At 35.2% G+C, this 23,182-nt stretch carries 23 protein-coding genes; 19 read left to right on the top strand and 4 right to left on the bottom strand.

The genetic code is table 11. The annotated features are described in order from the left end of the window. Positions 1 to 143: 143 nt before the first annotated feature. A complete protein-coding gene (locus tag Q0F04_RS04520) occupies positions 144 to 929 on the top strand; it encodes an EAL domain-containing protein (protein WP_295750658.1) in 786 nt (261 codons plus the stop codon). A 12-nt stretch (positions 930 to 941) separates the two neighbouring features. Further along, positions 942 to 1,124, top strand: coding sequence for a hypothetical protein (locus Q0F04_RS04515; RefSeq protein ID WP_295750655.1), 183 nt, complete (start codon positions 942 to 944; stop codon positions 1,122 to 1,124). 33 nt (positions 1,125 to 1,157) lie between these two features. Here the strand turns inward: Q0F04_RS04515 and Q0F04_RS04510 are convergent, their stop codons facing one another. Next, positions 1,158 to 1,313 (bottom strand): hypothetical protein, encoded by a 156-nt coding sequence (locus tag Q0F04_RS04510; protein WP_295750652.1) that lies wholly within the window; start codon positions 1,311 to 1,313, stop codon positions 1,158 to 1,160. Between the two features lie 73 nt (positions 1,314 to 1,386). Here Q0F04_RS04510 and priA point away from each other — a divergent pair, with 73 nt between their 5' ends. The 10 genes from priA to Q0F04_RS04460 are packed head-to-tail and all read left to right on the top strand — an operon-like array spanning position 1,387 to position 12,619. After that, positions 1,387 to 3,480 carry a primosomal protein N' gene (gene priA / locus Q0F04_RS04505; protein ID WP_295750650.1) on the top strand — a complete coding sequence of 698 codons (2,094 nt, stop codon included), beginning with the start codon at positions 1,387 to 1,389 and terminating at the stop codon, positions 3,478 to 3,480. Position 3,481: 1 nt separating this feature from the next. After that, positions 3,482 to 4,675, top strand: coding sequence for a 16S rRNA (cytosine(967)-C(5))-methyltransferase RsmB (gene rsmB / locus Q0F04_RS04500; protein ID WP_295750647.1), 1,194 nt, complete (start codon positions 3,482 to 3,484; stop codon positions 4,673 to 4,675). A 31-nt stretch (positions 4,676 to 4,706) separates the two neighbouring features. Beyond that, positions 4,707 to 5,750 (top strand): 23S rRNA (adenine(2503)-C(2))-methyltransferase RlmN, encoded by a 1,044-nt coding sequence (gene rlmN / locus Q0F04_RS04495; RefSeq protein ID WP_117570761.1) that lies wholly within the window; start codon positions 4,707 to 4,709, stop codon positions 5,748 to 5,750. Between the two features lie 4 nt (positions 5,751 to 5,754). After that, positions 5,755 to 6,492: a Stp1/IreP family PP2C-type Ser/Thr phosphatase gene (locus Q0F04_RS04490; RefSeq protein ID WP_295750644.1), complete on the top strand. Its 738-nt coding sequence runs from the start codon at positions 5,755 to 5,757 to the stop codon at positions 6,490 to 6,492. A 5-nt stretch (positions 6,493 to 6,497) separates the two neighbouring features. Further along, positions 6,498 to 8,165 (top strand): Stk1 family PASTA domain-containing Ser/Thr kinase, encoded by a 1,668-nt coding sequence (gene pknB, locus Q0F04_RS04485; RefSeq protein ID WP_295750641.1) that lies wholly within the window; start codon positions 6,498 to 6,500, stop codon positions 8,163 to 8,165. Position 8,166: 1 nt separating this feature from the next. Then, positions 8,167 to 9,021 (top strand): ribosome small subunit-dependent GTPase A, encoded by an 855-nt coding sequence (gene rsgA / locus Q0F04_RS04480; RefSeq protein WP_366510372.1) that lies wholly within the window; start codon positions 8,167 to 8,169, stop codon positions 9,019 to 9,021. Continuing rightward, a complete protein-coding gene (rpe, locus tag Q0F04_RS04475) occupies positions 9,018 to 9,677 on the top strand; it encodes a ribulose-phosphate 3-epimerase (protein ID WP_117570753.1) in 660 nt (219 codons plus the stop codon). Before rsgA ends, rpe begins: the two co-directional genes overlap by 4 nt. Continuing rightward, positions 9,678 to 10,271, top strand: a complete 594-nt coding sequence (locus tag Q0F04_RS04470) for a thiamine diphosphokinase (protein ID WP_295750635.1) — start codon at positions 9,678 to 9,680, stop codon at positions 10,269 to 10,271. A 3-nt stretch (positions 10,272 to 10,274) separates the two neighbouring features. Beyond that, entirely contained in the window at positions 10,275 to 11,540 is a 1,266-nt protein-coding gene (locus tag Q0F04_RS04465) for a hypothetical protein (RefSeq protein WP_295750632.1), read from the top strand. Next, positions 11,540 to 12,619 carry a GGDEF domain-containing protein gene (locus Q0F04_RS04460; RefSeq protein ID WP_295750629.1) on the top strand — a complete coding sequence of 360 codons (1,080 nt, stop codon included), beginning with the start codon at positions 11,540 to 11,542 and terminating at the stop codon, positions 12,617 to 12,619. The genes Q0F04_RS04465 and Q0F04_RS04460 overlap by 1 nt, the downstream gene beginning before the upstream one ends. Before the next feature lie 19 nt (positions 12,620 to 12,638). On the opposite strand, the gene Q0F04_RS04455 is transcribed toward Q0F04_RS04460, so the two are convergent. Then, positions 12,639 to 12,824 carry a hypothetical protein gene (locus tag Q0F04_RS04455; protein ID WP_295750627.1) on the bottom strand — a complete coding sequence of 62 codons (186 nt, stop codon included), beginning with the start codon at positions 12,822 to 12,824 and terminating at the stop codon, positions 12,639 to 12,641. Between the two features lie 92 nt (positions 12,825 to 12,916). Continuing rightward, positions 12,917 to 13,108, bottom strand: a complete 192-nt coding sequence (gene rpmB / locus Q0F04_RS04450) for a 50S ribosomal protein L28 (RefSeq protein WP_003865181.1) — start codon at positions 13,106 to 13,108, stop codon at positions 12,917 to 12,919. Between the two features lie 148 nt (positions 13,109 to 13,256). Between rpmB and mraY the strand changes: the two genes are divergently transcribed. From mraY to Q0F04_RS04430, 4 genes are read left to right on the top strand one after another with little or no spacing between them, the layout of a single operon-like run. Continuing rightward, positions 13,257 to 14,237, top strand: a complete 981-nt coding sequence (gene mraY, locus Q0F04_RS04445) for a phospho-N-acetylmuramoyl-pentapeptide-transferase (protein ID WP_295750624.1) — start codon at positions 13,257 to 13,259, stop codon at positions 14,235 to 14,237. A gap of 1 nt (position 14,238) precedes the next feature. Then, positions 14,239 to 15,561, top strand: a complete 1,323-nt coding sequence (gene murD, locus Q0F04_RS04440; protein WP_295750621.1) for a UDP-N-acetylmuramoyl-L-alanine--D-glutamate ligase — start codon at positions 14,239 to 14,241, stop codon at positions 15,559 to 15,561. Continuing rightward, positions 15,558 to 16,382, top strand: coding sequence for an undecaprenyl-diphosphate phosphatase (locus tag Q0F04_RS04435; RefSeq protein WP_295750618.1), 825 nt, complete (start codon positions 15,558 to 15,560; stop codon positions 16,380 to 16,382). Before murD ends, Q0F04_RS04435 begins: the two co-directional genes overlap by 4 nt. A 14-nt stretch (positions 16,383 to 16,396) precedes the next feature. Then, on the top strand, positions 16,397 to 17,296 hold the full coding sequence (locus Q0F04_RS04430) for a PHP domain-containing protein (protein WP_295750615.1): 900 nt from the start codon (positions 16,397 to 16,399) through the stop codon (positions 17,294 to 17,296). A 4-nt stretch (positions 17,297 to 17,300) separates the two neighbouring features. Here the strand turns inward: Q0F04_RS04430 and Q0F04_RS04425 are convergent, their stop codons facing one another. After that, positions 17,301 to 17,858 (bottom strand): HD domain-containing protein, encoded by a 558-nt coding sequence (locus tag Q0F04_RS04425; RefSeq protein ID WP_295750613.1) that lies wholly within the window; start codon positions 17,856 to 17,858, stop codon positions 17,301 to 17,303. A gap of 104 nt (positions 17,859 to 17,962) precedes the next feature. Between Q0F04_RS04425 and Q0F04_RS04420 the strand changes: the two genes are divergently transcribed. The 3 genes from Q0F04_RS04420 to ppdK all read left to right on the top strand — a co-directional run bounded on the left by Q0F04_RS04420 (position 17,963) and on the right by ppdK (position 23,108). Further along, complete coding sequence (locus Q0F04_RS04420) at positions 17,963 to 18,403, top strand: Spx/MgsR family RNA polymerase-binding regulatory protein (protein ID WP_295750610.1); 441 nt, start codon at positions 17,963 to 17,965, stop codon at positions 18,401 to 18,403. A 154-nt stretch (positions 18,404 to 18,557) separates the two neighbouring features. After that, positions 18,558 to 20,357 carry an AAA family ATPase gene (locus Q0F04_RS04415; protein ID WP_295750608.1) on the top strand — a complete coding sequence of 600 codons (1,800 nt, stop codon included), beginning with the start codon at positions 18,558 to 18,560 and terminating at the stop codon, positions 20,355 to 20,357. A gap of 120 nt (positions 20,358 to 20,477) precedes the next feature. Beyond that, positions 20,478 to 23,108 (top strand): pyruvate, phosphate dikinase, encoded by a 2,631-nt coding sequence (gene ppdK / locus Q0F04_RS04410; RefSeq protein ID WP_295750605.1) that lies wholly within the window; start codon positions 20,478 to 20,480, stop codon positions 23,106 to 23,108. The last annotated feature ends 74 nt before the right edge of the window (positions 23,109 to 23,182 follow it).

The raw sequence follows: 23,182 nt of genomic DNA, 5'->3' as shown, positions 1-23,182 counted from the left end.
TCTAAAACTGAATATTTATGAAATATGAGTGTAATTTTGTCTTGACAAAGGTCACTTCATAACAGTTTTATATATTCCATATTTAACAAAGATTTAATTTCAGTTTGTATGGATGTTAATAAATCTTATGTATCCTCATAATTGTGAATAAGAATAAACAAGCACTATTAACGGTTTTAGAGACAAAAGCCATTTATCCAGTATTTCAACCCATTGTAAATTTAGAAAATGGCAATGTAGTGGCCTATGAATCGTTGAGTCGGATTGAAAATAAAAATATAGATATAAATATTGAGGAATTATTTTGCCTGGCTGAAGCCTATGGTTGTGTATGGAAGCTAGAGAAACTTTGTCGAGATAAGGCGATAAAAGCAGCTATGAATAAACCTTCTGGGACAAAGATATTCTTAAATGTGGATGGACGAATTTTTCAAGATTCGAATTTTATTTCCGGATTTACTAATCGAAAATTAGAAAAGTTTGGATTATTAAATGAAGATATTGTCTTTGAAATTACAGAAAGAACCGATATTGAAAACTATGTATTACTGCAAGCTATTATGAATCACTATATTGATCAAGGTTATCAAATCGCCTTGGATGATGTAGGGGCTGGATATTCCGGATTGAATCGTGTTGTGAATACAACACCCAATTATTTAAAGGCCGATATTGAACTGGTACGTAATATTCATTTAAGTAAATCTAAACAAAGTATGATGAAGCTATTGGTAGAATATTGTGATGAAATGGGATTGAAACTTGTCGCAGAAGGCATTGAAACACAAGAGGAATTAGAATGTATCTGCAACTTACATGTACATTATGGGCAAGGCTATTATCTGGGTATACCTGACTGTAAGTTTAATGGTGTATCGAGTCAAGCTTTACAATATTTAATGAATATTCATGGTATGATAAAGACATGAGGAGATAATAATATGCCACAAATATTAAAAAACACTTCTGAAATATCAGACGTATGCAATGAAACGAATGAATCAACGTTGAAAAAACTTGAAATGTACCAAAATATTGCGATTTCTGAATACCAAATTGATATAGGAGAGACGAAAGATGCAAAGGTAGCCATTCAAGAAATGAGAAAGAAATATGGCTTATAATTCGATAAATGATAAAAGCACCATTTGGTGCTTTTAGTTGTTTTTGAAGGCTTTTCGAATGTCTAAGATTCCATTCACAAAGAATAATAGGGATACACAAATATCCAACACTTGATTGTTGAATGGTTTTACGACAAAACCAATGATAATGCTACAAAGAATGTTTATAATTCCAAGAAAAATATACATACCTATCTCCTTAATTTCAAATATACCAAAATAAATATCAATGTCAAATCCAGATTAATGTTATAATAGATGCATGCTGATTAATGTATATGTAGAATACAATCGCCTACGCAATACCTTTACATATTCTTGTGATACGGATGTTGAAGTGGGATGTCGAGTCCGTGTTGAATTCAACAATCGTACACTTGTAGGATTTGTCGAAGAAGTGAATGTAGAAAGCGATTTTAAAAATATTAAACCCGTCATTGAAGTCATAGATGAAAAGCCATTATTGAATAACGAATTAAAGTTATTGGCCAATTATATGGCTGATTTTTATGCGAGCTCGAAAGTGACATGTTATAAAACGATGCTGCCACCAGCTCTTCGTCCCTCGAGTAATCATTCGAAAATCATTTATGAAGATTATGCGGTATTGAATGAATCAAGCTTACCTTTAACTACCCGACAAAAAGAAGTGCTATCTAGTTTTACCTATCCATGTAAGATAAGTGAACTTAGAAAAGTCAGTCCTTTGATTACGAAAGTATTATTGGATAAAGGCTATATTACAATTGAAAAAAGAATCAAAGATTCAAATACTTGTGTTCGAGAAATTGTTGATGTGATTCATTCATTAACTTCTGAACAAGAATGCGCAATTCAAACCATTCAAAATACCAATAAGACAGTCTCTTTACTTCATGGAGTGACGGGTTCTGGTAAAACGGAAGTCTTTTTACAATTAGCTGAAGATGTACTAGCATCTGGTAAACAAGTTCTGTTTCTTGTTCCTGAAATTGGTTTAACACCCATGATGATACAAAGAGTGCAGGCGCGCTTTAAACAAAAGATTGCGATTTATCATTCAGGATTGAATGCACAAGAAAAGCTCGAACAATATAATTTAGTGAAGAATCATGAAGTGGATATTGTGGTTGGAACGCGTAGTGCCTGCTTTATGCCGTTTTCTTCTTTAGGCTTGATTTTAATGGATGAAGAACATGATTCAAGCTACAAACAAGATAATACTCCAAGATATCACACACGTGATATAGTCTTATTTCGTGCGGCCTATCATAAGTGTAAAGTTGTTTTGGCAAGTGCTACACCATCTTTGGAATCGTACGCAAGAGCCTATAAAAATGTATATGAACTCATTGAACTAAAAAATCGTATTCATGAAATGCCAGAAATTTGTTTGGTAGATATGAAAAAGGAACGAATCACAAACGGCCTATCGGAAACATTACTTCAAGCTATTCATGAGCGTCTTTCGAAACATGAACAAGTGATCTTACTTTTAAATCGAAGAGGCTATTTACCCGTTGTTCGCTGTAGCGATTGTGGACATGTACGCATATGTCCAGATTGTGGTGTAGCCTTAACCTATCATAAAAATCAGAATGCCTTAGTATGTCATTGTTGTGGAAGACAATTTCCATTTATGGAAGAATGTCCAAGTTGTCATTCTAAAAATTACTTTAAGGCCGGTATGGGAACCGAACGCTTAGAAGAACAGATTCTAGAAATCTTTAAAGATCATCATGTTGTTCGTATGGATGCGGATAGTACGCGTAGAAAGAATGCACATGAAAAGTTGTTAAGAGAATTTGAGGAGTCAGGTGATTTATTGATCGGTACACAAATGGTGGCCAAAGGCTTGGATTTTGAAAGAGTGACCCTTGTTGGCATATTAAATGCGGATGCCACGCTTTGTCGAAATGACTACAGGGCAAGTGAAACGGCATATGAAATGTTAGAACAGGCGAGTGGAAGAAGTGGTCGTGGAAAGCTAAAAGGACAGGTTATGATTCAGACATTTGATCCAGATCACTTTGTGATGCGATGTGTGCAGATGCATGATTACAAGATGTTCTTTAATCAAGAAATGCGTTATCGCCATTTAGGTATGTATCCACCCTATGTGTATTTATGTACTTTAGTATTTACACACTTTGATTTGCGGGAAGCTTACAAACAGGCGAGTGTTGCGAAAGAATATTTTTCATCCATTCGTGTTTTAGGTCCGATTGAAATTCGTATGCAACAAAAGAAACATCGTGTACGCTTGATTTTAAAATCAAAGGATGACAAGTTACTGCATAAGCTTGTTCGGGATTATTTAGATGAAACGAAACAGGTTGTGGATGTGAATATGCATCCAATAATGATGGAGGAATAGAATGAGAAAATGGATATGGAAAGCCTTAGATGAAGTTGTGAATAAAGAAGTCTATTCCAATTTATATTTAAGAAATCACTTACAGGAAGTGGAAGAAAAGGATCGTGCTTTAGCAACACGCATTTTTTATGGAACGATTCAGAACTATCGGTATTGTAAAGAATGCTGGTCAAAGTACGTAAAGAATACATTAAATCCTAAAATGGATGTATTACTGACAATGAGTACATACCAGTTGTTGTTTTTGGATAAAGTACCAAGCTATGCGATTGTCAATGATGCGGTTAATATCGCCAAAAAGATCAATGTGAAATATGCCGGTTTGACAAATGCCGTACTTCATAAAGTGAAGCCAATTGAAACAGATAATGTGGCCTTAAAGTATTCTTTACCAGATTGGCTATATAAGATGTGGGTTTCTCAATATGGCCAAGAAAAAGCTTTAGTGATGGCAAGTGCAAGTGTCAATATATTACCGATGTATGTTCGTCGAAATGTATTAAAGACAAATGAATCTGATTTTGATTTGAATGTGTTTGATTGTGTTCAAGACCCATTATATGTTTATGCGGGTAATGATTATTTTCATCATGACTACTACCAAAAAGGCTATATGAGTGCTCAAGATGAAGGAAGTTTTGCGATTGCAAAGTTTGTAGATCCACATGAAAATGAAACGATTTTAGACTGTTGTGCAGCTCCAGGAACAAAGACGATGGCCATGGCCGAAAGGATGCACAACAAAGGGCATATTGATTCGTATGATCTACATGCACATCGTAAAGATTTGATAGAAAGTGATGCCAAACGCTTAGGTATTGATATTGTACATGCAGGTGTACAGGATGCGACAACATTTAAAAGTTCAGTGTTATATGATCGTATCTTATGTGATGTTCCATGTTCTGGCTATGGCGTATTATCTAGAAAGCCCGATATTAAATTACATATGGTTCCGGAAGATATGGATACATTGATTCCGTTGCAGTATTCTATTCTGAATAATGTAAGTCAATATGTTAAGGCAGGGGGAGTCTTAGTCTATTCCACTTGTACGATGAATAAAAAAGAGAATGAAAAACAAATTGAGAAATTTTTGCGTGCCAATGAAGAATTTAGTCTTGTGGATGAAAAAACCATTTTTAGTGATACAAGACAAGATGGCTTCTATATGGCAAAACTAGTGCGTAAATGATATAATGAACGATAGAAATTGAGGTGCTATTTTGGAAAGTTTATACAATTTAAATTATGATCAAATGTGCGAATATGCCCTAGATCACGGATGGAAATCGTATCGTGGACATCAGATCTTTCAATGGTTGTATCGCAATCGTGTATTCGACATTGATGAAATGAGCAATGTATCAAAGGAAACAAGAGAAATCTTAAAAAAAGATTTTGTCGTGAATCCTTTAGAATTAATAAAAAAACAAGTTTCACATGATGGAACGACAAAATTCTTGTTTAAAACAAGTGATGGAGCCCTATTAGAAAGTGTTATGATGGTCTTCGACTATGGTCGTAGCGTTTGTGTTTCGAGTCAGGTTGGCTGCAACATGGGTTGTGCTTTCTGTGCAAGTGGTTTGACTAAGAAAAAAAGAGATCTAACAAGTGGTGAAATGGTTGCCCAAGTAATGTATGTTCAAAAGGAATTGGATAAAGATAACTTGCGCCTTTCACATATTGTCGTCATGGGTACAGGTGAGCCTTTTGATAACTATGACAATGTGATGAATTTCTTGGCAACTGTAAACCATGATCGTGGTTTAGGCATTGGTTCTAGACATATTACGATTTCAACTTGTGGTATTGTTCCAAGAATCTATGATTTTGCGAATGAACATACACAATACAATTTGGCTATTAGTTTACATGCACCAAATGATGAATTGCGTGATCAATTAATGCCAGTCAACCATGCCTATCCATTAAAAGAGTTGATGGAAGCTGTAAAGTATTATGGTCAGGAAAACAATCGTCGTTTGACATTTGAATATATTTTATTAAATGGTGTCAATGATCGTCCTGAGCATGCCAAACAATTGTCAAAACTTCTTCATGGAATGAATGCATATGTGAATTTAATTCCATACAATGCAGTGGATGAAAAAGGCTTTAAATCGGTAAGTCACGATGAAGCTATGGTCTTCTATGATTTATTGATGAAGAATCATGTTCGTTGCACAATTCGTAAAGAACATGGTAACGATATTGACGCGGCCTGTGGACAATTAAGAATCAAAGAAATTAAAAAGGAAGGAATTTAAGCAGATGAAAGTTTTTGCGAATACAGATGTAGGTCTTGTAAGACAATTAAATGAAGATGATTATTGTATCGCTCATAATGCCAACGATGAATGGATGGCCATTGTCTGTGATGGTATTGGTGGTGCAAAAGCAGGAGAAGTGGCGAGTCATACAGCGGTAATGACGATGTATGAAGCATTTATGAAGTCTCCTGTATTTAAAAAAGATCGTCAGGTCGACAACTGGATTCGTGAAAATTTAAATCAGGCGAATGATTTCATCTATTCAAAAAGCTTAAAAAATCCCAATGAAAGAGGTATGGGGACTACGGCAGTGGGTGTCATCAAAGCTCATATTGGGACGTTTATTTTTAATGTGGGAGACTCAAGAATCTATGCGGATTATAATAATGAATTGATTCAAATGAGTGAAGATCATAGTGTCATAGCCCAATTATTAAAAGAGGGTAAGATTACTTTGGATGAGGCTAAGTCGCATCCACAAAAAAACACATTAACAAATGCCTTAGGTGTATGGCATGTTTTCCGTATTGATATCAATAAGATTGAAAATACATATAAATATTTATTGATTTCGAGCGATGGATTACATGGATATGTTGAAAAGAAAGTGATTTCGGATATTGTACATGATCCAACTCTTTCTTTACAGGAAAAGACAGAAACACTGATTGCCAGAGCCAATCAATCAGGTGGTTATGATAACTGCACAGTTATCTTAATGGAGAATGATGGAGAATAATAACTATGATGATGGAACAAATAGCGAACCGCTATGAGATCTTGTCTTTGATTGGTCAGGGTGGAATGGCGGATGTCTATAAGGCGAAGGATACGATATTAAATCGTATCGTGGCAATTAAAGTTCTACGTGATAAATTAAGTGGGGATGCGATGGCATTAGTACGCTTTCAACGTGAGGCAAGTGCAGCCAGTCGTTTATCTCATCCAAATGTTGTAGATATATATGATGTTGGTGAATATGAAGGTATGCACTATATTGTCATGGAATATATTCGTGGTCGAACTTTAAAAGATTTGATTGCGCAACGCGGAGCTTTAGATGTGGATGAAGCCATTGGCATTATGAAACAATTGATCAGCGCAATTGATCATGCGCACGATCATAATATTATTCATCGTGATATCAAGCCGCAAAATGTGTTGGTAAAAGACGATGGTACGATTAAAATTACAGACTTTGGGATTGCGGTAGCCCATGGTTCTGTGCAGCTAACGTATAATAATACGGTTATGGGTTCAGCTCATTATTTAGCGCCAGAAACAACACAGGGTAAAGAACCAAATGCACAAGTGGATATTTATTCATTGGGTATTGTATTCTATGAACTATTAACAGGGCATGTTCCTTTTACTGGTAAGACGCCAACTGAGATTGCGATCAAGCATTTGCGTAAACCAATGCCTTATGTGCGTGATTTCAATCCGGATATTCCGCAGTCTGTTGAAAATATTATTTTAAAGGCGACCGCTAAAAGTTTAGAGGATCGTTATGTATCTTGTAAAGAAATGCTTTATGATTTGATGCATTGCATGGATATAGAATATCGTGATATGAAGCGTATCAAGGTGGATACAAGTCCGAATAAAGAATTGATGAAATACGATAATGGGCATATTGATTTTGAGGATGAAGAGTCTGAAAAAGAAGAGAAGAAAAAACGCAATTGGATTCCAGCTGTCATGATTAGTGCAGCGGTTGTGATTTCCATTGTCGTACTTGTATTGATTGCCAGTATTACAGGCATTATTAGAATCAGTGGCTTTTTAGGCTATCAAACGATGCCAGATGTAGTGGATTTGACGCCGGATGAGGCAATCGATGTGTTGCAGGATGCGCATTTTAATACTTCAAGAGTCACATATGTCTATAAGGCGAATGATAAGTATGAAAAGGGAAAAGTCATTAAGGCTTCTTATAAAGAGGGTGAAGTGATTTTAAATGATGCGAAAATCGTTTTAACTGTTTCTAAAGGATCTACCTATTTAGTACCGGACTTTACAGATGGCTTGTATTCGGAGGCTGCTTATGAATTGGAGCAAAATTGTCCAAATGTGCAGATTGAAGTGGAATATGAAGGATCAAAAGACATGGATCCAGGCATTATTTTAGAACAAAAGGGGTTAACGCCAGGAAAACGTATTGATCCAGATAGTAAGGAAACAATTACTTTTGTGGTCAGTACCTATCCTTCGATTGTGATTCCTTCAGATTTGATTGGTCAAGACGTATTGGATGCCAAAGATGAGTTGAATGATTTAGGAATTGCGGTTGTCTTGAGCCATATTGAAAATGGACAGGGCAGCAATAAGGTCATGAGTGTATCGCCGGATGTTGGAACTGAATATGTACAGGAAGGAACAAACAGTGTAGTAACACTGTATTATGATTAATATGCAGCAAGGAAGAATTATAAAAATTATTTCGAATCAATATACGATTCAAAATGAAAAAGAAGAAATCATGGCCAAACCAAGAGGGAAGATGCGCCAGCATGAAGCACCTGTCGTTGGAGATTTTGTCGAATATGAAAAGATTGAAGATTCGTATCGTATTCATAAGGTATTGCCACGAACAAATCGTCTTTTAAGACCGGCCATCGCGAATGTGGATCAGGCTTTGATTGTCACAAGTTTAAAAGATCCAGACTATTCTTGTCACTTGTTAAATCGTTTGATCTTCTTGGTAGGCTTAGCGGGTGTTAAGCCAGTGATTTGTGTGACGAAGCTAGATCTTCTTGAAAATCCAGAAGAAATATTGGCGGATCTAGAAAAATATAAAAAGGCCGGATATGATGTGGTCTTCTCAAATCCTGGTAGTGATGATAAAGAGCTACAGGACATTTTAAATGGAAAAGTGTCTGTTTTATGTGGTCAGTCTGGAGCGGGAAAAAGTTCTTTGTTGAATCGTCTAAATCCAGATTTTGAATTACAGACACAAGCTATTTCTAAAGCTTTGGGTCGTGGTAAACATACTACGCGCTATTGTCAGCTGCACCATGTGTGTGATGGTTTAGTGGCAGATACGCCTGGTTTTTCAAGCTTAGATTTTACAAGATTAGACACTTCGTATTTAGATGAATGTATTCTTGATTTTAAACCATATATTCATACTTGTCGTTTTAAAGACTGCAAGCACTTGAATGAGCCGGATTGTAAGATCAAAGAGGCTGTTGAAAATGGAGATATCAATCCGTCTATTTATGAGGATTATAAAAATATTATGGAAGAAAGAGGTAAAAAACAATGAATTCAATCGTAATTGCACCTTCAATTTTATCTTTGGATTATTCCAATGTGAGTGCACAATTAGAAATTTTAAAAGAATCTAAGGCAGAGTGGTTACACTTTGATGTGATGGATGGTCATTTCGTACCGAATTTAACGTTTGGACCTGATATTTTAAGAGGTTTTAAAAAGGCTTGTCCATTATTTATGGATGTGCATTTAATGGTCGAAGATCCAGAAACGTATGCGCCTATCTTTATTAAAAACGGAGCGGATCTAGTCACTTTCCATACAGAAGCTTTAAATAATGATTTGACTCGTATTCAAAAGTTGTTGGATGAAATTCATAGTTTGGGCGCAAAAGGTGGTATTGTCGTAAAACCAAATACGGCGATTGAACCTTTTGAAAGTGTACTTGAATCTTGTGATCTTGTCTTAGTTATGAGTGTTGAGCCTGGTTTTGGTGGCCAGAAATTTATGGCGGATATGCTTAAAAAAGTAGAGTGGTTAAAAGAAAAGCGTGAAGCATTAAACCTATCCTATCGTATTGAAATTGATGGTGGTATCAACCAGGATACATTTAGATTGGCATTAAATGCGGGGTGTGACACATTGGTTGCGGGCAGCTACGTATTTAAGAATGATATCGCAAAGACAATTGAAGGTATGCTTGAATAAATGACTTGTGCTGTTTTAATTACACCACTCGTTGATATTGTGCCAAAAATTAAAAATTGTGATTATATCGGCGTCGATGCCGGAGCATTAAAAATTATTGATCAGGGTTTTCCCATTAAAATGGCAGTGGGAGACTTTGATTCTTTAAGTGAAGAAGAATTTAAACGAATTACATGTCCAATCGAAAGACATCCGATCATGAAGGATGAAACGGATTCAGAGCTTGCGATTCGTTTGTGTAAAGATTATGATACGATCTATTTATATGGTGGTATGCAAGGAAGAATCGATCATACGATTGCGAATATTCGCTTGGCGATGTATCGTTTTCAAAATTTAGTGTTGATTGATGAGCATCAAAAAATATCGGTTATGAATGCGGGAGTTCATGAAATTGATGATTCATATCATCATATTTCGTTCTATCCTATTACAGAGGGTGTGCTTTCTTTATCGGGATTTTTATATCCATTAGATAAAAGACGTATTCATATCGAAGAAATATATACGACTAGTAATTCTTTAATAGGGAAAAAGGGAATCGTTCGTGTGGATGAAGGCAGCTTTTTATGTGTACAATCCAACTGGAGGTAGTCTATGTTCTATGATGTAGCTATGAACTTTGTGATTGGAACCATATTAATGGTTGCGGGAGCCATCATGATATGGATTCCCAATCGTATTTTTACCGGAATCTTAATCGCATCCATTGTATTTTTATGTGTCAATGGGGTGGTTTTATTTATTCGTTTTGTGAAGAATAAGAAGAATAAAGATTTTTTCTTTTCCATATTTTCTTTTGCGTTTATGTTTTTCTTAATGAACTTTCGTTATCTTCCACAATGGATCTTGAGAGTCAACTTTGGTGGATATTGTATTCTTTGTGGTTTTGCCTGTTTCGTTCAGCTAGTGATTAATCAAATCAATCATATCAAGGGAAACTTCTTTAACTTTGTGTTTAGCTTTATTTATATTTTCTTTGGCTTCTATTTATTATTGAATCCAGACTTTCATACTGATCTCTTAATGCGTGCTTTTGGCATTTATTTTATGATCTTAGGTACACGTTATTTAGGGGATGGCTATGAAGGCATTAATCCTTTGACAAAATATAAATGGAAACGAAAAATAAGAATCACGCTTCCAGCTTTTCTTTGTGCTTTCGTTCCAGATGCGGCTTTGACAAGTATCAACCGGTATTTGGAGGATGGTAAGCCTGAAGATTTGAATACGTATAAGAATAATGAGGTTGTGCGTTTAAAGGTGATTGTGCATGTAGGGCCCAAGGGCTTTCAAAAGGTAGGGCACATTTGTTTTGCGTATGATGATATTGTTTATAGTTATGGAAATTATGATAGTGATTCCTTTCATTTAAATCAGACGATTGGGGATGGTATTTTCTTTACGGTGCCATTAGAAAAATACATTCCAAATATGATTTCGGCCGAAAACAATTCCATTTTTGAATATGGTATTTATACAACACCAAAACAGAATGAGATGATTGAAAAAGAAATTGAAAAGATTCGTCAGAATGGGTATCGATGGTATACAAAGATTGAAAAAGAAGATGGGTATGATCGTTTTAGTGAATATGAAATGGATTACCCGAGTCGTCTACATTATCGTACGGGAGCTAAGTTATATAAGGTGAAGAGTGGTAAATTCCATATTTATTGGGCTTTAGGTGATAATTGTGCTTCTTTTACCGATTTAGTTTTGGGAACTTTAGGTGCGGATGTATTGAGTATTCGTGGTATTATTAGTCCGGGAACGTATTTGGATTGGCTTCAAAAAGAGTATTTGAAGAAGAACAGTCCCATCGTATTTAGACGTATATATAAGGAATGGGATAGCGAGTGATGAATGGATATTTTTATGTATTAACGACAATTGATATTTTCGTTCTTTGTTTCATGTGCATATTGACGCGATTAAGTGAATCGTTAAATAAGAAACAAAAGCGTGGCTTTCTATTTGCGTTTGGATTGATTGCGTTTATTTCATTATTAGAGGTTGTCACTTTAAAAGTTGATGGTTTACCAATAAAATATCGTTGGGTAAATATAGTATCGAACTATCTTGGCTTTGGCCTTACACCATCGGTTTGTATATGCTTGGTATATGTCTTGGATAAAAAGACAAGGCTTAGGTGGGAATTTAAATTGGCGATTTTATGTGAGATCCTATATCTTTTGATTCTAGCTATATCGATTCCGTCTGGACTTGTATTTTCAGTCAGTCAAGAAAATATATATTCTAGGGGGCATTATTTCTTTATTTATATATTTGCGTATTTTATATCTATATTCTATTTATCTTTATCTACGATCTTTGTCTCAAAACAGTTTCAAAATCGCAGTAAAGCCTTGATCTATCCTTTAATGATCTTCTTGGTTGCAGAAACCATCATTCAAATCTTAGTTCCAGAACTTCATGTGAGCTGGCTTTGCGTCACTTTACTTTCGGTTTTATATTTTATTTATTGTAGTGAAATGTGGAATCAGTTAGATGGTTTGACAGGATTATTAAATCAGAATAGTTTTTTGAATCGTTGTGAAGAAATGAATTATACAAATGGTATGTTGATTGTGTTTGATGTGGATGATTTTAAACATGTCAATGATGTGTATGGCCATGTCAAAGGGGATTTGTGTTTAAGTATGATTGCGGATTGTATTAAAAAGGCATATGCCAAGTATGGATATTGTTACAGAATTGGTGGCGATGAATTCTGCGTATTATTAAAGAATAGTCGAAATGAAGAGGCGTGTTCTGTACAGTTTGAAAGTTTCATAAAAAAGAAACGTAGTAAATATACATACTTGCCTTCTGTATCGTATGGTTCAGCCTTGTTGTTGACGGGAGATATTGTAAGTGTTAAGGATTTGGCAGATCAAAATATGTATTTAAATAAAATGAAACATAAAAAGCAGCAGTGATTGAGTAATCGCTGCTGTTTTAAGGTATAAGCCAAGTTATCAAATCGACAAGCCAAGAAATGAAATTCAATCCTTTCTTGATTTCATTATTATATTGATGGGATTGAATCATTTCATCTTTGGTGAAACCTTTTTGTGTAAGAGTTTCGATTTCTTTTTCGCTGAGTCCCTTGTTGAATAGTTCATCTTTATCTTTCTTGTTCATATTTAGAGTATAACATAAAAGAAAAAAAGAAGAGTTATCTCTTCTTTTTTATCTTATGCATAATTTTTTTTAAGGATCCTAATTATCTAAAATTAAATAGCGTTTTGTTTCTTCAAAGTTTTTAATGTTCTAGCTGAAACACGGATAGTTTGTGGCTTTCCATCAACTACAACACGAACTTTTTGAAGATTCACGTTCCATTTACGGCGAGAAGCACGCATTGAGTGAGAACGTTTATTTCCAGATAAAGGACCTTTTCCAGATACTGCACATACTCTTGACATCTTAATGTCCTCCTTTTTCTTTCATTTACGCAATCGCTTAACTATAATACCATTAACAAGCCCTTATTTCAACCCCTGAATTAAAATTTGTTCAAGACTCAATAGAATGTTATAATGATAATGTTTTAAAAAAAGAGGAGACGATGGAATGTTGAATTCAAATTGCTTGATAATCTTAGGTATGTGTTTGGTTACACATGCGATTATGTTAGTGATCATGCCTGGATTGATTGATTATTTACATAAAATTAAGTTTGGACAAACCGAAAGAGAAGAAGGTTTGGCAAGTCATAAAAAGAAGAATGGTACGCCAACTATGGGTGGACTAGCCTTCATTATTGTACCAACACTTGTTTATATTATAGGTTCTTTCTTTACTCCATTCAAACTGGATATGAATACGATCATTATTCTACTTGCCTTTGTAGGATATGGTGTTGTTGGATTTATTGATGATTATATTATTGTAGTACAAAAGAATAATGAGGGGTTAAAACCAGCTCATAAGTTCTTGCTTCAGTCGATTTTAGCTGTTGTGTTTTTCTTCTTGTATCGTACAAGTTCAACAACTAATATTTGGATTCCAATTTTTGATGTCACAATCGATTTATCATGGTTTTACTTTATCTTAGTATTCTTTATGTTTACAGCTGAAACGAATGCCGTAAACTTAACGGATGGTTTAGATGGATTGTGTGCAGGTCAAATGGTGATTGCGCTTATTCCATTTGTGGTATTCGCATGGATGCAAGGATTATATAATGTGGTTTGTTTGATTTGTCTAGTGATCTTTGCGTTACTTGGCTATTTGAAGTTTAATAAGCATCCAGCTCAAATCTTTATGGGGGATACGGGATCATTAGCTTTGGGTGGCTTGATTGCGGCTGTCGCCATGGTTTTAAAACAAGAAATTTTATTGATTATTATTGGTTTTGTTTTTGTTGCAGAAGTTTGCAGCGTTATTATACAGGTTACGTATTATAAAAAAACACATAAGAGAATTTTCAAGATGGCGCCTTTGCACCACCACTTTGAAATGTGTGGATGGCCGGAAGAAAAGGTTGTTTCTCGTTTCAGACTTGCCGGTGTTATCTTTGCGATTCTTGGACTTGTTTTGGGGGTAATGTAGAATGGAAACTGTATTAGTCATAGGGGCTGCCCGTAGTGGGATTGCCGTTAGTAAATTATTATTAAAGAATGGATATCATGTTGTTTTAACGGATTCGAATGAAGTAAAAGAAAAAGCAGAATTAGAATCACTAGGTATTGAAGTGTTTGATGAAGGGCATCCAGATTCATTAAAAGAAAAGAAGTATGCGTTTATTGTGAAGAATCCGGGTATTCCGTATCGTGTTCCTTTTGTACATTATTTTGTGGAACAAAACGCTAAGATCTATACAGAGATTGAAGTGGCGTATCGTTATGCCAAGAACTTTAATTATGCAGCTGTAACAGGTACAGATGGTAAGACAACCGTAACGACGTTATTATATGAGATGTTGAATCGTCAAAAGAAGAGTTTGGTTGCCGGAAACATTGGTACACCTTTGTGTGAATTGGCTTTAGAATATACGGATGAAGACTATAATGTAGCTCTTGAATTAAGTAATTTCCAATTGTTGGGAATTGAGACATTTAGACCGCATGTATCTACAGTGACAAATTTAGCACCAGATCACTTGGATTATATGGATAGTTTAGAGGCGTATTATGAAAGTAAGATGCGTATTTATGAGAACACAAATGCGGATGATTATTTTATTCGTAATGTGGATGATGAAAATGTAGTGAAGTATGCGCAAAACATTCCTTGTCATGTGATTGATTTTTCTTTGAAGAGAAAAGATGTCGATTTATATAAAGATGATAAGTTTGCCTATTATAAAGATACACAATTGTTTACTATATCGGATTTAAAGATCGTTGGTGAATTCAATTGTGGCAATGCGATGATGGCAAGTTGTATGGCTTATTTGATGGGTGTTTCTTTATTCAATATTCAGGAAGTGATTCGTGAATTTAGTGGTGTAGAACATCGTATTGAATATGTAGATACAATTGATAATGTTCGTTTCTATAATGATTCAAAGGCTACAAATACGCATGCGGCTTGTGCGGGTTTATCTGCGTTTGAAAAGAATGTAATTCTACTTTGTGGTGGTAAAGATAAACATATTTCTTTTGATGATTTGAAACAATATGATGGTGTAGTGAAGAAATGTATTTCTTTTGGTCAGACAAAAGATAAGTTTAAAGATATCTTCACAAGTCAAATGAGTGTTGAAACCATGAAGGATGCGTTTGAAAAAGCTGTATTACTAGCTAAGCCTGGTGATATTGTCTTATTGTGTCCTGCATGTTCTAGTTTTGATCAGTTTAAAAATTATGAGATTAGGGGCGAAATTTTTAAACAGATGGTTCATGATTATGCAGCGAAAAGGAATGAAGAATGACATTCTTATCTAGTATTGTCAAAACAATCGTATTAGGAATCATACAGGGGATAACAGAATGGCTGCCGATTTCTTCGACAGGACATTTAATTTTATTTGCGAGTATTTGGCCACTTGAACCGGCTACTTTCTTTGAAGTGTTCAAGGTGGTTATTCAGTTTGGAAGTATTTTAGCGGTTTTAGTGTTGTACTATCAGAAGTTGAATCCTTTTGATTCAAGAAAGTCCGCTAAAAAAAAGAAACAGACTTTACAACTTTGGTCTAAGGTAATTGTGGGTGTCATTCCAGCTGCCGTTATTGGCTTATTGTTGGATGATATTATCGAAGGGTATTTGTCGGCAAACTTTGTGATTGCGGTGGCATTGATTGCGTATGGTATTATTTTTATCTTGGTTGAGAAGAATCCAAGACAAGAAAAGATTGAAACGATTGAACAAGTTGATTATGTATCGGCTTTAAAGATTGGTTGCTTTCAATGTCTAGCCTTGATTCCAGGAACTTCAAGAAGTGGAGCTACAATTTTGGGCGGCTTATATTGTGGTTGTTCTAGAACGGTCGCAAGTGAATTCTCGTTTTTCTTGGCCATTCCTGTCATGTTTGGGGCGAGTCTTTTAAAGGTCATCAAATATTTTATAAAGGTTGGTTTATTTAGTTTTGGACAATTGTTCTTATTACTATTGGGAACGTTTGTGGCTTTTGTGGTGAGTTTATTCGCAATCAAAGCCTTGTTGAACTATGTAAAGAGCCATGATTTTACAATCTTTGGATGGTACCGCATTATTTTAGGTATCTTTGTGATTTTATTTTTCTATGTGATGTAAAGAGGGTTATAGTAATGAATGAATTTGATTTGCATATGCATTCATGTTATTCGGGGGATGGTCAGTTTACGCCTGAAGAATTGATTGGAATAGCAAAAGAAAGAGGATTAAAAACCATTGCGTTAAGTGATCATGACTGTATCAGTGGTGTGAAGGAAATGATCAAGCTTGGCAAGGAAGCGGATATTGAAGTGATTCCTGCCATTGAGTGTTCGACAAGTATTGGATATACAGATGTACATTTACTAGGATATGGTATTGATTTAGAGGAACCATATTTTCAAAACTTAATGGAAAGAACGCAAGTAAAATCTAGAAATGCATTTTCAACGCGTTGTGATAAATTAAGAGCAAAGTATGGTGTTGAGATTGATGAAGAGGCTGTCTTAAAAGAGGCAAATGGTAAGAATCCTTGGTTTGTGATGTGTACGCATATGTTCAATGATCCTCGTTATCAAGATATTCCAGATTTTAAGGATTATATTCCGGGTGGTAAAAGAAGTGATCCGGCACCAGTGAATTTCTTTTGGGATAAATGTCAATATGGATCCGATTTATTCGTATATGTACCAATGCCTGATTTTGTAGAATCGGTTAAAAAGATTCATGAGGCTGGTGGACTTGCGGTTGTAGCACATCCTTTTAATACTTTTTATAAGAATGATGAGATGTTGAAGGTGTTATTGGATGCTGGAGTGGATGGTATTGAAGCTTATAGTAATTATCATACGCCTGAACAGAATGTATATTATGAAAAGCTAGCGAAGGAACATCATTTATTGATTACTTGTGGAAGTGATTTCCATGGGGAGAAAAAGCCAAGTATTCAAATGGGTGAGTATGGTTTGGATAAAGATGGTTCTTTATGGCTAGAACAATTTAAGGAAAAACTAAAGGCAGCTAGATCATTCTAGCTGCCTACATTGTGAATAGGAATGTAAATAGAATACAATAGCTTAATAGATTGTTGGAACGACTAACTCGAAATAGAGATTGGTGTCCCATTTCTGTGATGGCACAGAATTTATCTACAGCTTGAATGATCCATCCAACACTTGTGCTTGGATGGCTTGTTTTTAATGGCCACATGTGATGTAGAATGGCATCATCAATGGTTGGATTGGTTACTGTGATGTTTTTTGCGTTCTCAAGGGCAATGATTGGATGAATCATCGCATGATTTCCTTCAAGAGGACGTTCGTCATTGGTTTTCCAATCGTAGTAATATAGATCGTGTAATAAACCGGCGCGTGCTGCGCTATAGGCGTCAAGGCCGAATTTTCTACAAATCAAAAAGGAATAATAAGAAACGTTTAAAGAATGTTGAAAGCGAGATGTAGCCAAGTGTTGGCTGCATTTTTTTAGTGCTTGCACTTCTTGTGTATCAATTAAGTCTGATATTGTATCAAAATATTCTTGTGCAATGTCAGTATCTTGTAGTTGTAAATTGATTCTTGATAAAATAGCTTTTTCCATTTCTTGACCTCACTAGGGAAGAATATAGCACATATAAATTTAAGATACAACTATTTCTTTTAAACCTAGTAATATGATATAATTAGTTGAAGGAGGCTATTATTATGGTAATTTTATATACTTCTCCAGGTTGTGCGAGTTGTCGTAAGGCAAAACAATGGTTAAAGGACAACCAAATTGAATTTGTTGAAAAGAATATATTTACTTCATTATTGAAGGAAAGTGAAATTAAATATTTATTGTCGCGATGCGAAAATGGAACGGAAGATATTATTTCGGTTCGTTCAAAGGCATTCCAGGCGCTTCAAAAAGATATTGATGATTATTCAATGAAGGAATTAGTGACTTTGATTCAGGAAAATCCATCCATTCTAAAAAGACCGATTCTTTTATCGGAAAAGAGTCTTGTGGTTGGATATGATGATGATGAGATCACAACAATGATGCCGGCACAATTAAGAACAGTCGTAGACAATGCGTGTACAGATGCTTGTCCAAACTATTCTGTTTGTGGTAAGTGTAGAGAGCGTGCAAGTGTGAACTAGAGGATTCTAGTTCTTTTTTTTGGCTTTTAGATTTGAAATGTGTGTTATAAAGTGGTAAATTATTTCGTTTAGAACGAAACGCAAACGAAATGAAGTTGATGTATTTCGCTTAAACAGATATACTTAGAGTAGAAGTATGTTTAGGAGGTGCTGTATGGGCTATATATCTTGTGAATCTGCCGCAAAAAAGATGGGTGTATCGATTCGTAGAATTCAGCAGATGTGTAAACAAAAAGAAATAGTTGGTGCAATAAAAGATGGACGTAATTGGCTGATTCCAGATAATGCGATTTTAGGTCCTAAAAAGCCTTTACCAATTGGTGTATCTGATTTTAAGTCAGCAACAACGAATTATTACTATGTTGATAAGACGTTATTGATTCGTGACTTTTTGAATGCGTTGCCGATGGTATCTCTTTTCACGCGTCCAAGGCGTTTTGGAAAAACATTGAATATGGATATGTTGCGTGTGTTTTTTGAAAAAACACCGGAGGATACATCTATTTATTTTAAGGATAAATATATTTGGCAATGTGGGGATTATTACACGAAACATCAGGGCCAATATCCTGTAATATTTTTGTCTTTTAAAGATATTAAATGTTCGTGTTGGCATGAGACTTTTCAAAAAATCAGTAAATTAATTTCTTTAGAGTTTATGCGTCATGATGAATTGGAAAGCAGTACTGTACTAAGTTCATACGAAAAAGAACAGTATCATCGTTTTGCGAGTGAAGGCATGAATGAGGTTGACTGTCAAATGGGACTTCAACTTTTATCTTTATTGCTTCACAAGCATTATGGAAAAGAGTGTGTCATTATTATTGATGAATATGATACGCCTATTCAACAAGGTCATCTTTGTGATTTTTATATTGATATTGTAAATTTTATGCGCAATTTCTTTTCGGGTGGTCTAAAAGACAATCCACACTTGGCTTTTGGCTTTCTAACAGGCATTTTAAGAGTCGCAAAGGAAAGTATCTTTAGTGGAATGAACAATTTAAAAACCAATTCGATATTAGACGATAGTTATAGTTCATATTTTGGCTTTACAAAAGATGAAGTCAAAGACATGCTTGAATATTATGAATATGAAGATAAATATCAAGAAATTTGCGAATGGTATGATGGATATTGTTTTGGGAACACCGAGATATTTAATCCTTGGTCAGTAATCAATTATATTTCAGATCAGTGCTTTCCTAAGGCTTTTTGGCAATCGACGGGTAGTAATGATATCATTGGTGAAATCATCGGTGCTGCAACACCTGAAATTAATGAGAATTTATATAAATTATTATGTGGAAATACAATCACCACTTATATAGATACAAGTGTGATCTATCCTGAGGTTCAAAGTAATCCTTATAGTATTTATAGTTTCTTATTGGTTGCGGGGTATTTAAAGGTGGCGGCAATATATCCGCAAAATGATGGGAATTATATGTGTGATGTGGCAATTCCAAATAAGGAAATCGCATTTGTGTATGAAAAAGAGGTGTTGAATCGTACAAACCAAAATAATGTTTCGATTTCAGTTCATCAAGCTATCTTTTCTAAGGATGCAAATAAACTGCAATCTTTACTAGAAAATTTCATGTTGAAAAGTATATCAACTATGGATGGAGCTAGTGAAGCGTTTTATCATGGTATGATGCTTGGATTATGTGCTGTACTAGGTAGTCAATATCAAGTTAGATCGAATAGAGAATCTGGCTTAGGTCGGTTTGATATTGAATTGTTGCCTATGGTAAAGAATATGCCGGGATTTATCTTTGAGTTGAAGCATACAAAAGATATGAATATTGATTTAGATTCACTTGCTGATAGTGCACTTCGACAGATTGATAATATGAAATATGATGCAGAATTAAAAGCTTTTGGCGTCGATGATATTGTAAAGATTGGTATTACGTTTAGACAAAAAAGTGCGGTTGTTAAGCGTGGATAAACCTATTGGTGAAAGCTAATAGGTTTTTATTTGTGAAATTTCAAAAAAAACTATCACTATGTTAATTTGTGTGCTATAATTATTTACACATGTAAACGGTTACAAAAGGAGGTAAAATATATGGATAAAAAATATGTCTATGAATTTAATGAAGGCGATGAAACGATGCGTGAATTGTTAGGTGGTAAAGGTGCCAACTTAGCTGGAATGTCTAAACTTGGAATGCCTGTGCCTTATGGATTCACAATCACTACAGAAGCTTGTAACCAATATTATGAAGATAATGAAACTATCAATGATGGTATTAAAGCTCAAATTATGGAATATCTAGATTTATTAGAAAAGAAGTCTGGAAAAAAATTAGGGGATGAAGCCAATCCTTTATTAGTATCTGTTCGTTCTGGGGCACGTGCAAGTATGCCTGGTATGATGGATACTATTTTAAATTTGGGTATGAATAAAACAGTTGCCGAAACAGTCGCAAACTTGACTAATAATGAGCGTTTCGCATACGATTCATATCGTCGTTTTATTCAAATGTATTCAGACGTTGTTATGGGGTTGAGTAAAAAGCGTTTTGAAGAAATCATCGATGAAGTAAAGGCTGAAAGAGGCATTACAGATGATTTGGATTTGAATGCAGAGGATATGAAGAAATTAGTAGAATTATTTAAAGCATTCTACAAAAATGAATTGAAATCAGAATTCCCTGAAGATCCAAAAGAACAATTGATGGGAGCTATTGAAGCGGTATTCCGTTCTTGGAATAACCCTCGTGCTATTTACTATCGTAAGATGAATGATATCCCTTCAAGCTGGGGAACTGCTGTTAACGTACAAATGATGGTATTTGGAAATATGGGTAATGATTGTGGTACAGGTGTTGCCTTTACACGTAATCCAAGTACGGGTGAAAATAAATTGTATGGTGAATTCTTAATGAATGCACAAGGTGAAGATGTTGTTGCGGGTATTCGTACACCTCAAAAGATCGATCAATTAAAAGAAGTAGCTCCAAGTGCATATGATGATTTTGTAGCTATTACTAAGAAATTGGAAACGCACTATCGTAATATGCAAGACATGGAATTTACTATTGAAAAGGGTAAATTGTTCATGTTGCAGACACGTAATGGTAAACGTACTGCACAGGCTGCCTTAAAGATTGCGTGTGATATGGTGGATGAAGGCATGATTACTATAGATGAAGCTTTAATGATGGTTGAGCCTAAACAATTAGATTCATTACTTCACCCAATGTTTGATACGGATGAATTAAAGAAAGCTGAACCAATCGCAACTGCATTACCAGCAAGTCCAGGTGCTGCTTGTGGTCAAATTGTATTTAGTGCAGAAGAAGCGATTCAAGAAGCAAGTCGTAATCACAAAGTTATCTTAGTTCGTCTAGAAACAAGTCCAGAAGATATTGAAGGTATGCACGTATCTCAAGGTATCTTAACTGTTCGTGGTGGTATGACAAGTCATGCTGCCGTAGTTGCTCGTGGTATGGGTGCATGCTGCGTAAGTGGTTGTGGCGATATCAAGATGCATGATGATGAAGGCTATTTCGAAATTGATGGTGTGAAATATCACCGTGGAGATTGGATCAGTTTAGATGGTTCAACTGGAAATATCTATGGTAGTGCTATAAAAACCGTTCCTGCAAGTATTTCAGGAGACTTTGAACGTTTTATGAACTGGGCGGATGAAAGACGTACATTAAAAGTTCGTACAAATGCCGATACACCACATGACGCAAAACAAGCTCATGAATTTGGTGCGCAAGGTATTGGTCTAGTTCGTACGGAACACATGTTCTTTGAGGGGGATCGTATTAAAGCGGTTCGTGAAATGATTGTTAGTAAAACAGCTGCACAAAGACGTGTTGCCTTAGAAAAAATCTTGCCTATGCAAAGAAGTGACTTTGAAGGAATCTATGAAGCTATGGAAGGTCTACCAGTGACTATTCGTTACTTGGATCCACCTTTACATGAATTCTTACCTACAAACTCTTATGATATTACACAATTGGCTAAAGATATGCACATTGGTTTGGATGAATTGAAATCTGTTATTTCTAGCTTACACGAATTCAACCCTATGATGGGTCATCGTGGATGTCGTTTGGCTATTTCATATCCTGAAATTGCTGAAATGCAGACAACAGCTGTTATTCAGGCTGCATTAGCTGTCAATGAAAGACATCCAGATTGGAAGATTGAACCTGAAATCATGATTCCATTAGTTGGTGATGTTGCTGAACTTCGTTTTGTGAAGAAAGTTGTATGCGATGTAGCTGACAAATTGATTCAAGAATCAGAATTTGATATGAAGTATCATGTTGGAACAATGATTGAAATTCCTCGTGCTGCATTATTGGCAGATGAAATCGCAAAAGAAGCCGAATTCTTCTCATTTGGTACAAATGACTTAACTCAGATGACATTTGGATTCTCAAGAGATGATGCAGGTGGATTCTTACAAGATTACTATGACAAGAAAATCTTTGAATCAGATCCATTTGCGCACTTAGATCAAAGAGGTGTTGGAAAACTTGTTAAGATGGCGACAGAACTTGGAAGACGTACGCGTCCAAATATTAAATTAGGTATTTGTGGAGAACATGGTGGTGATCCAGCAAGTATTGAATTCTGTCACAGAGTTGGATTGAACTACGTATCTTGTTCACCATATCGTGTACCAATCGCTAGACTTGCTGCGGCACAAGCTGCGATTAAATTCGATAAATAACACACTTAGGAGTTGATGAATTTCAACTCCTTTTATATGTTACGTGTCGTTTAGTGTGATTATTATTAAAATAT

The organism is uncultured Holdemanella sp., assembly GCF_934772795.1.
In the GTDB taxonomy this organism is placed as follows: Bacteria; Bacillota_I; Bacilli_A; order Erysipelotrichales; family Erysipelotrichaceae; genus Holdemanella.
Note: the sequence above shows the minus strand (reverse complement) of the source record. Positions and strands in the feature narration are given on the sequence as shown.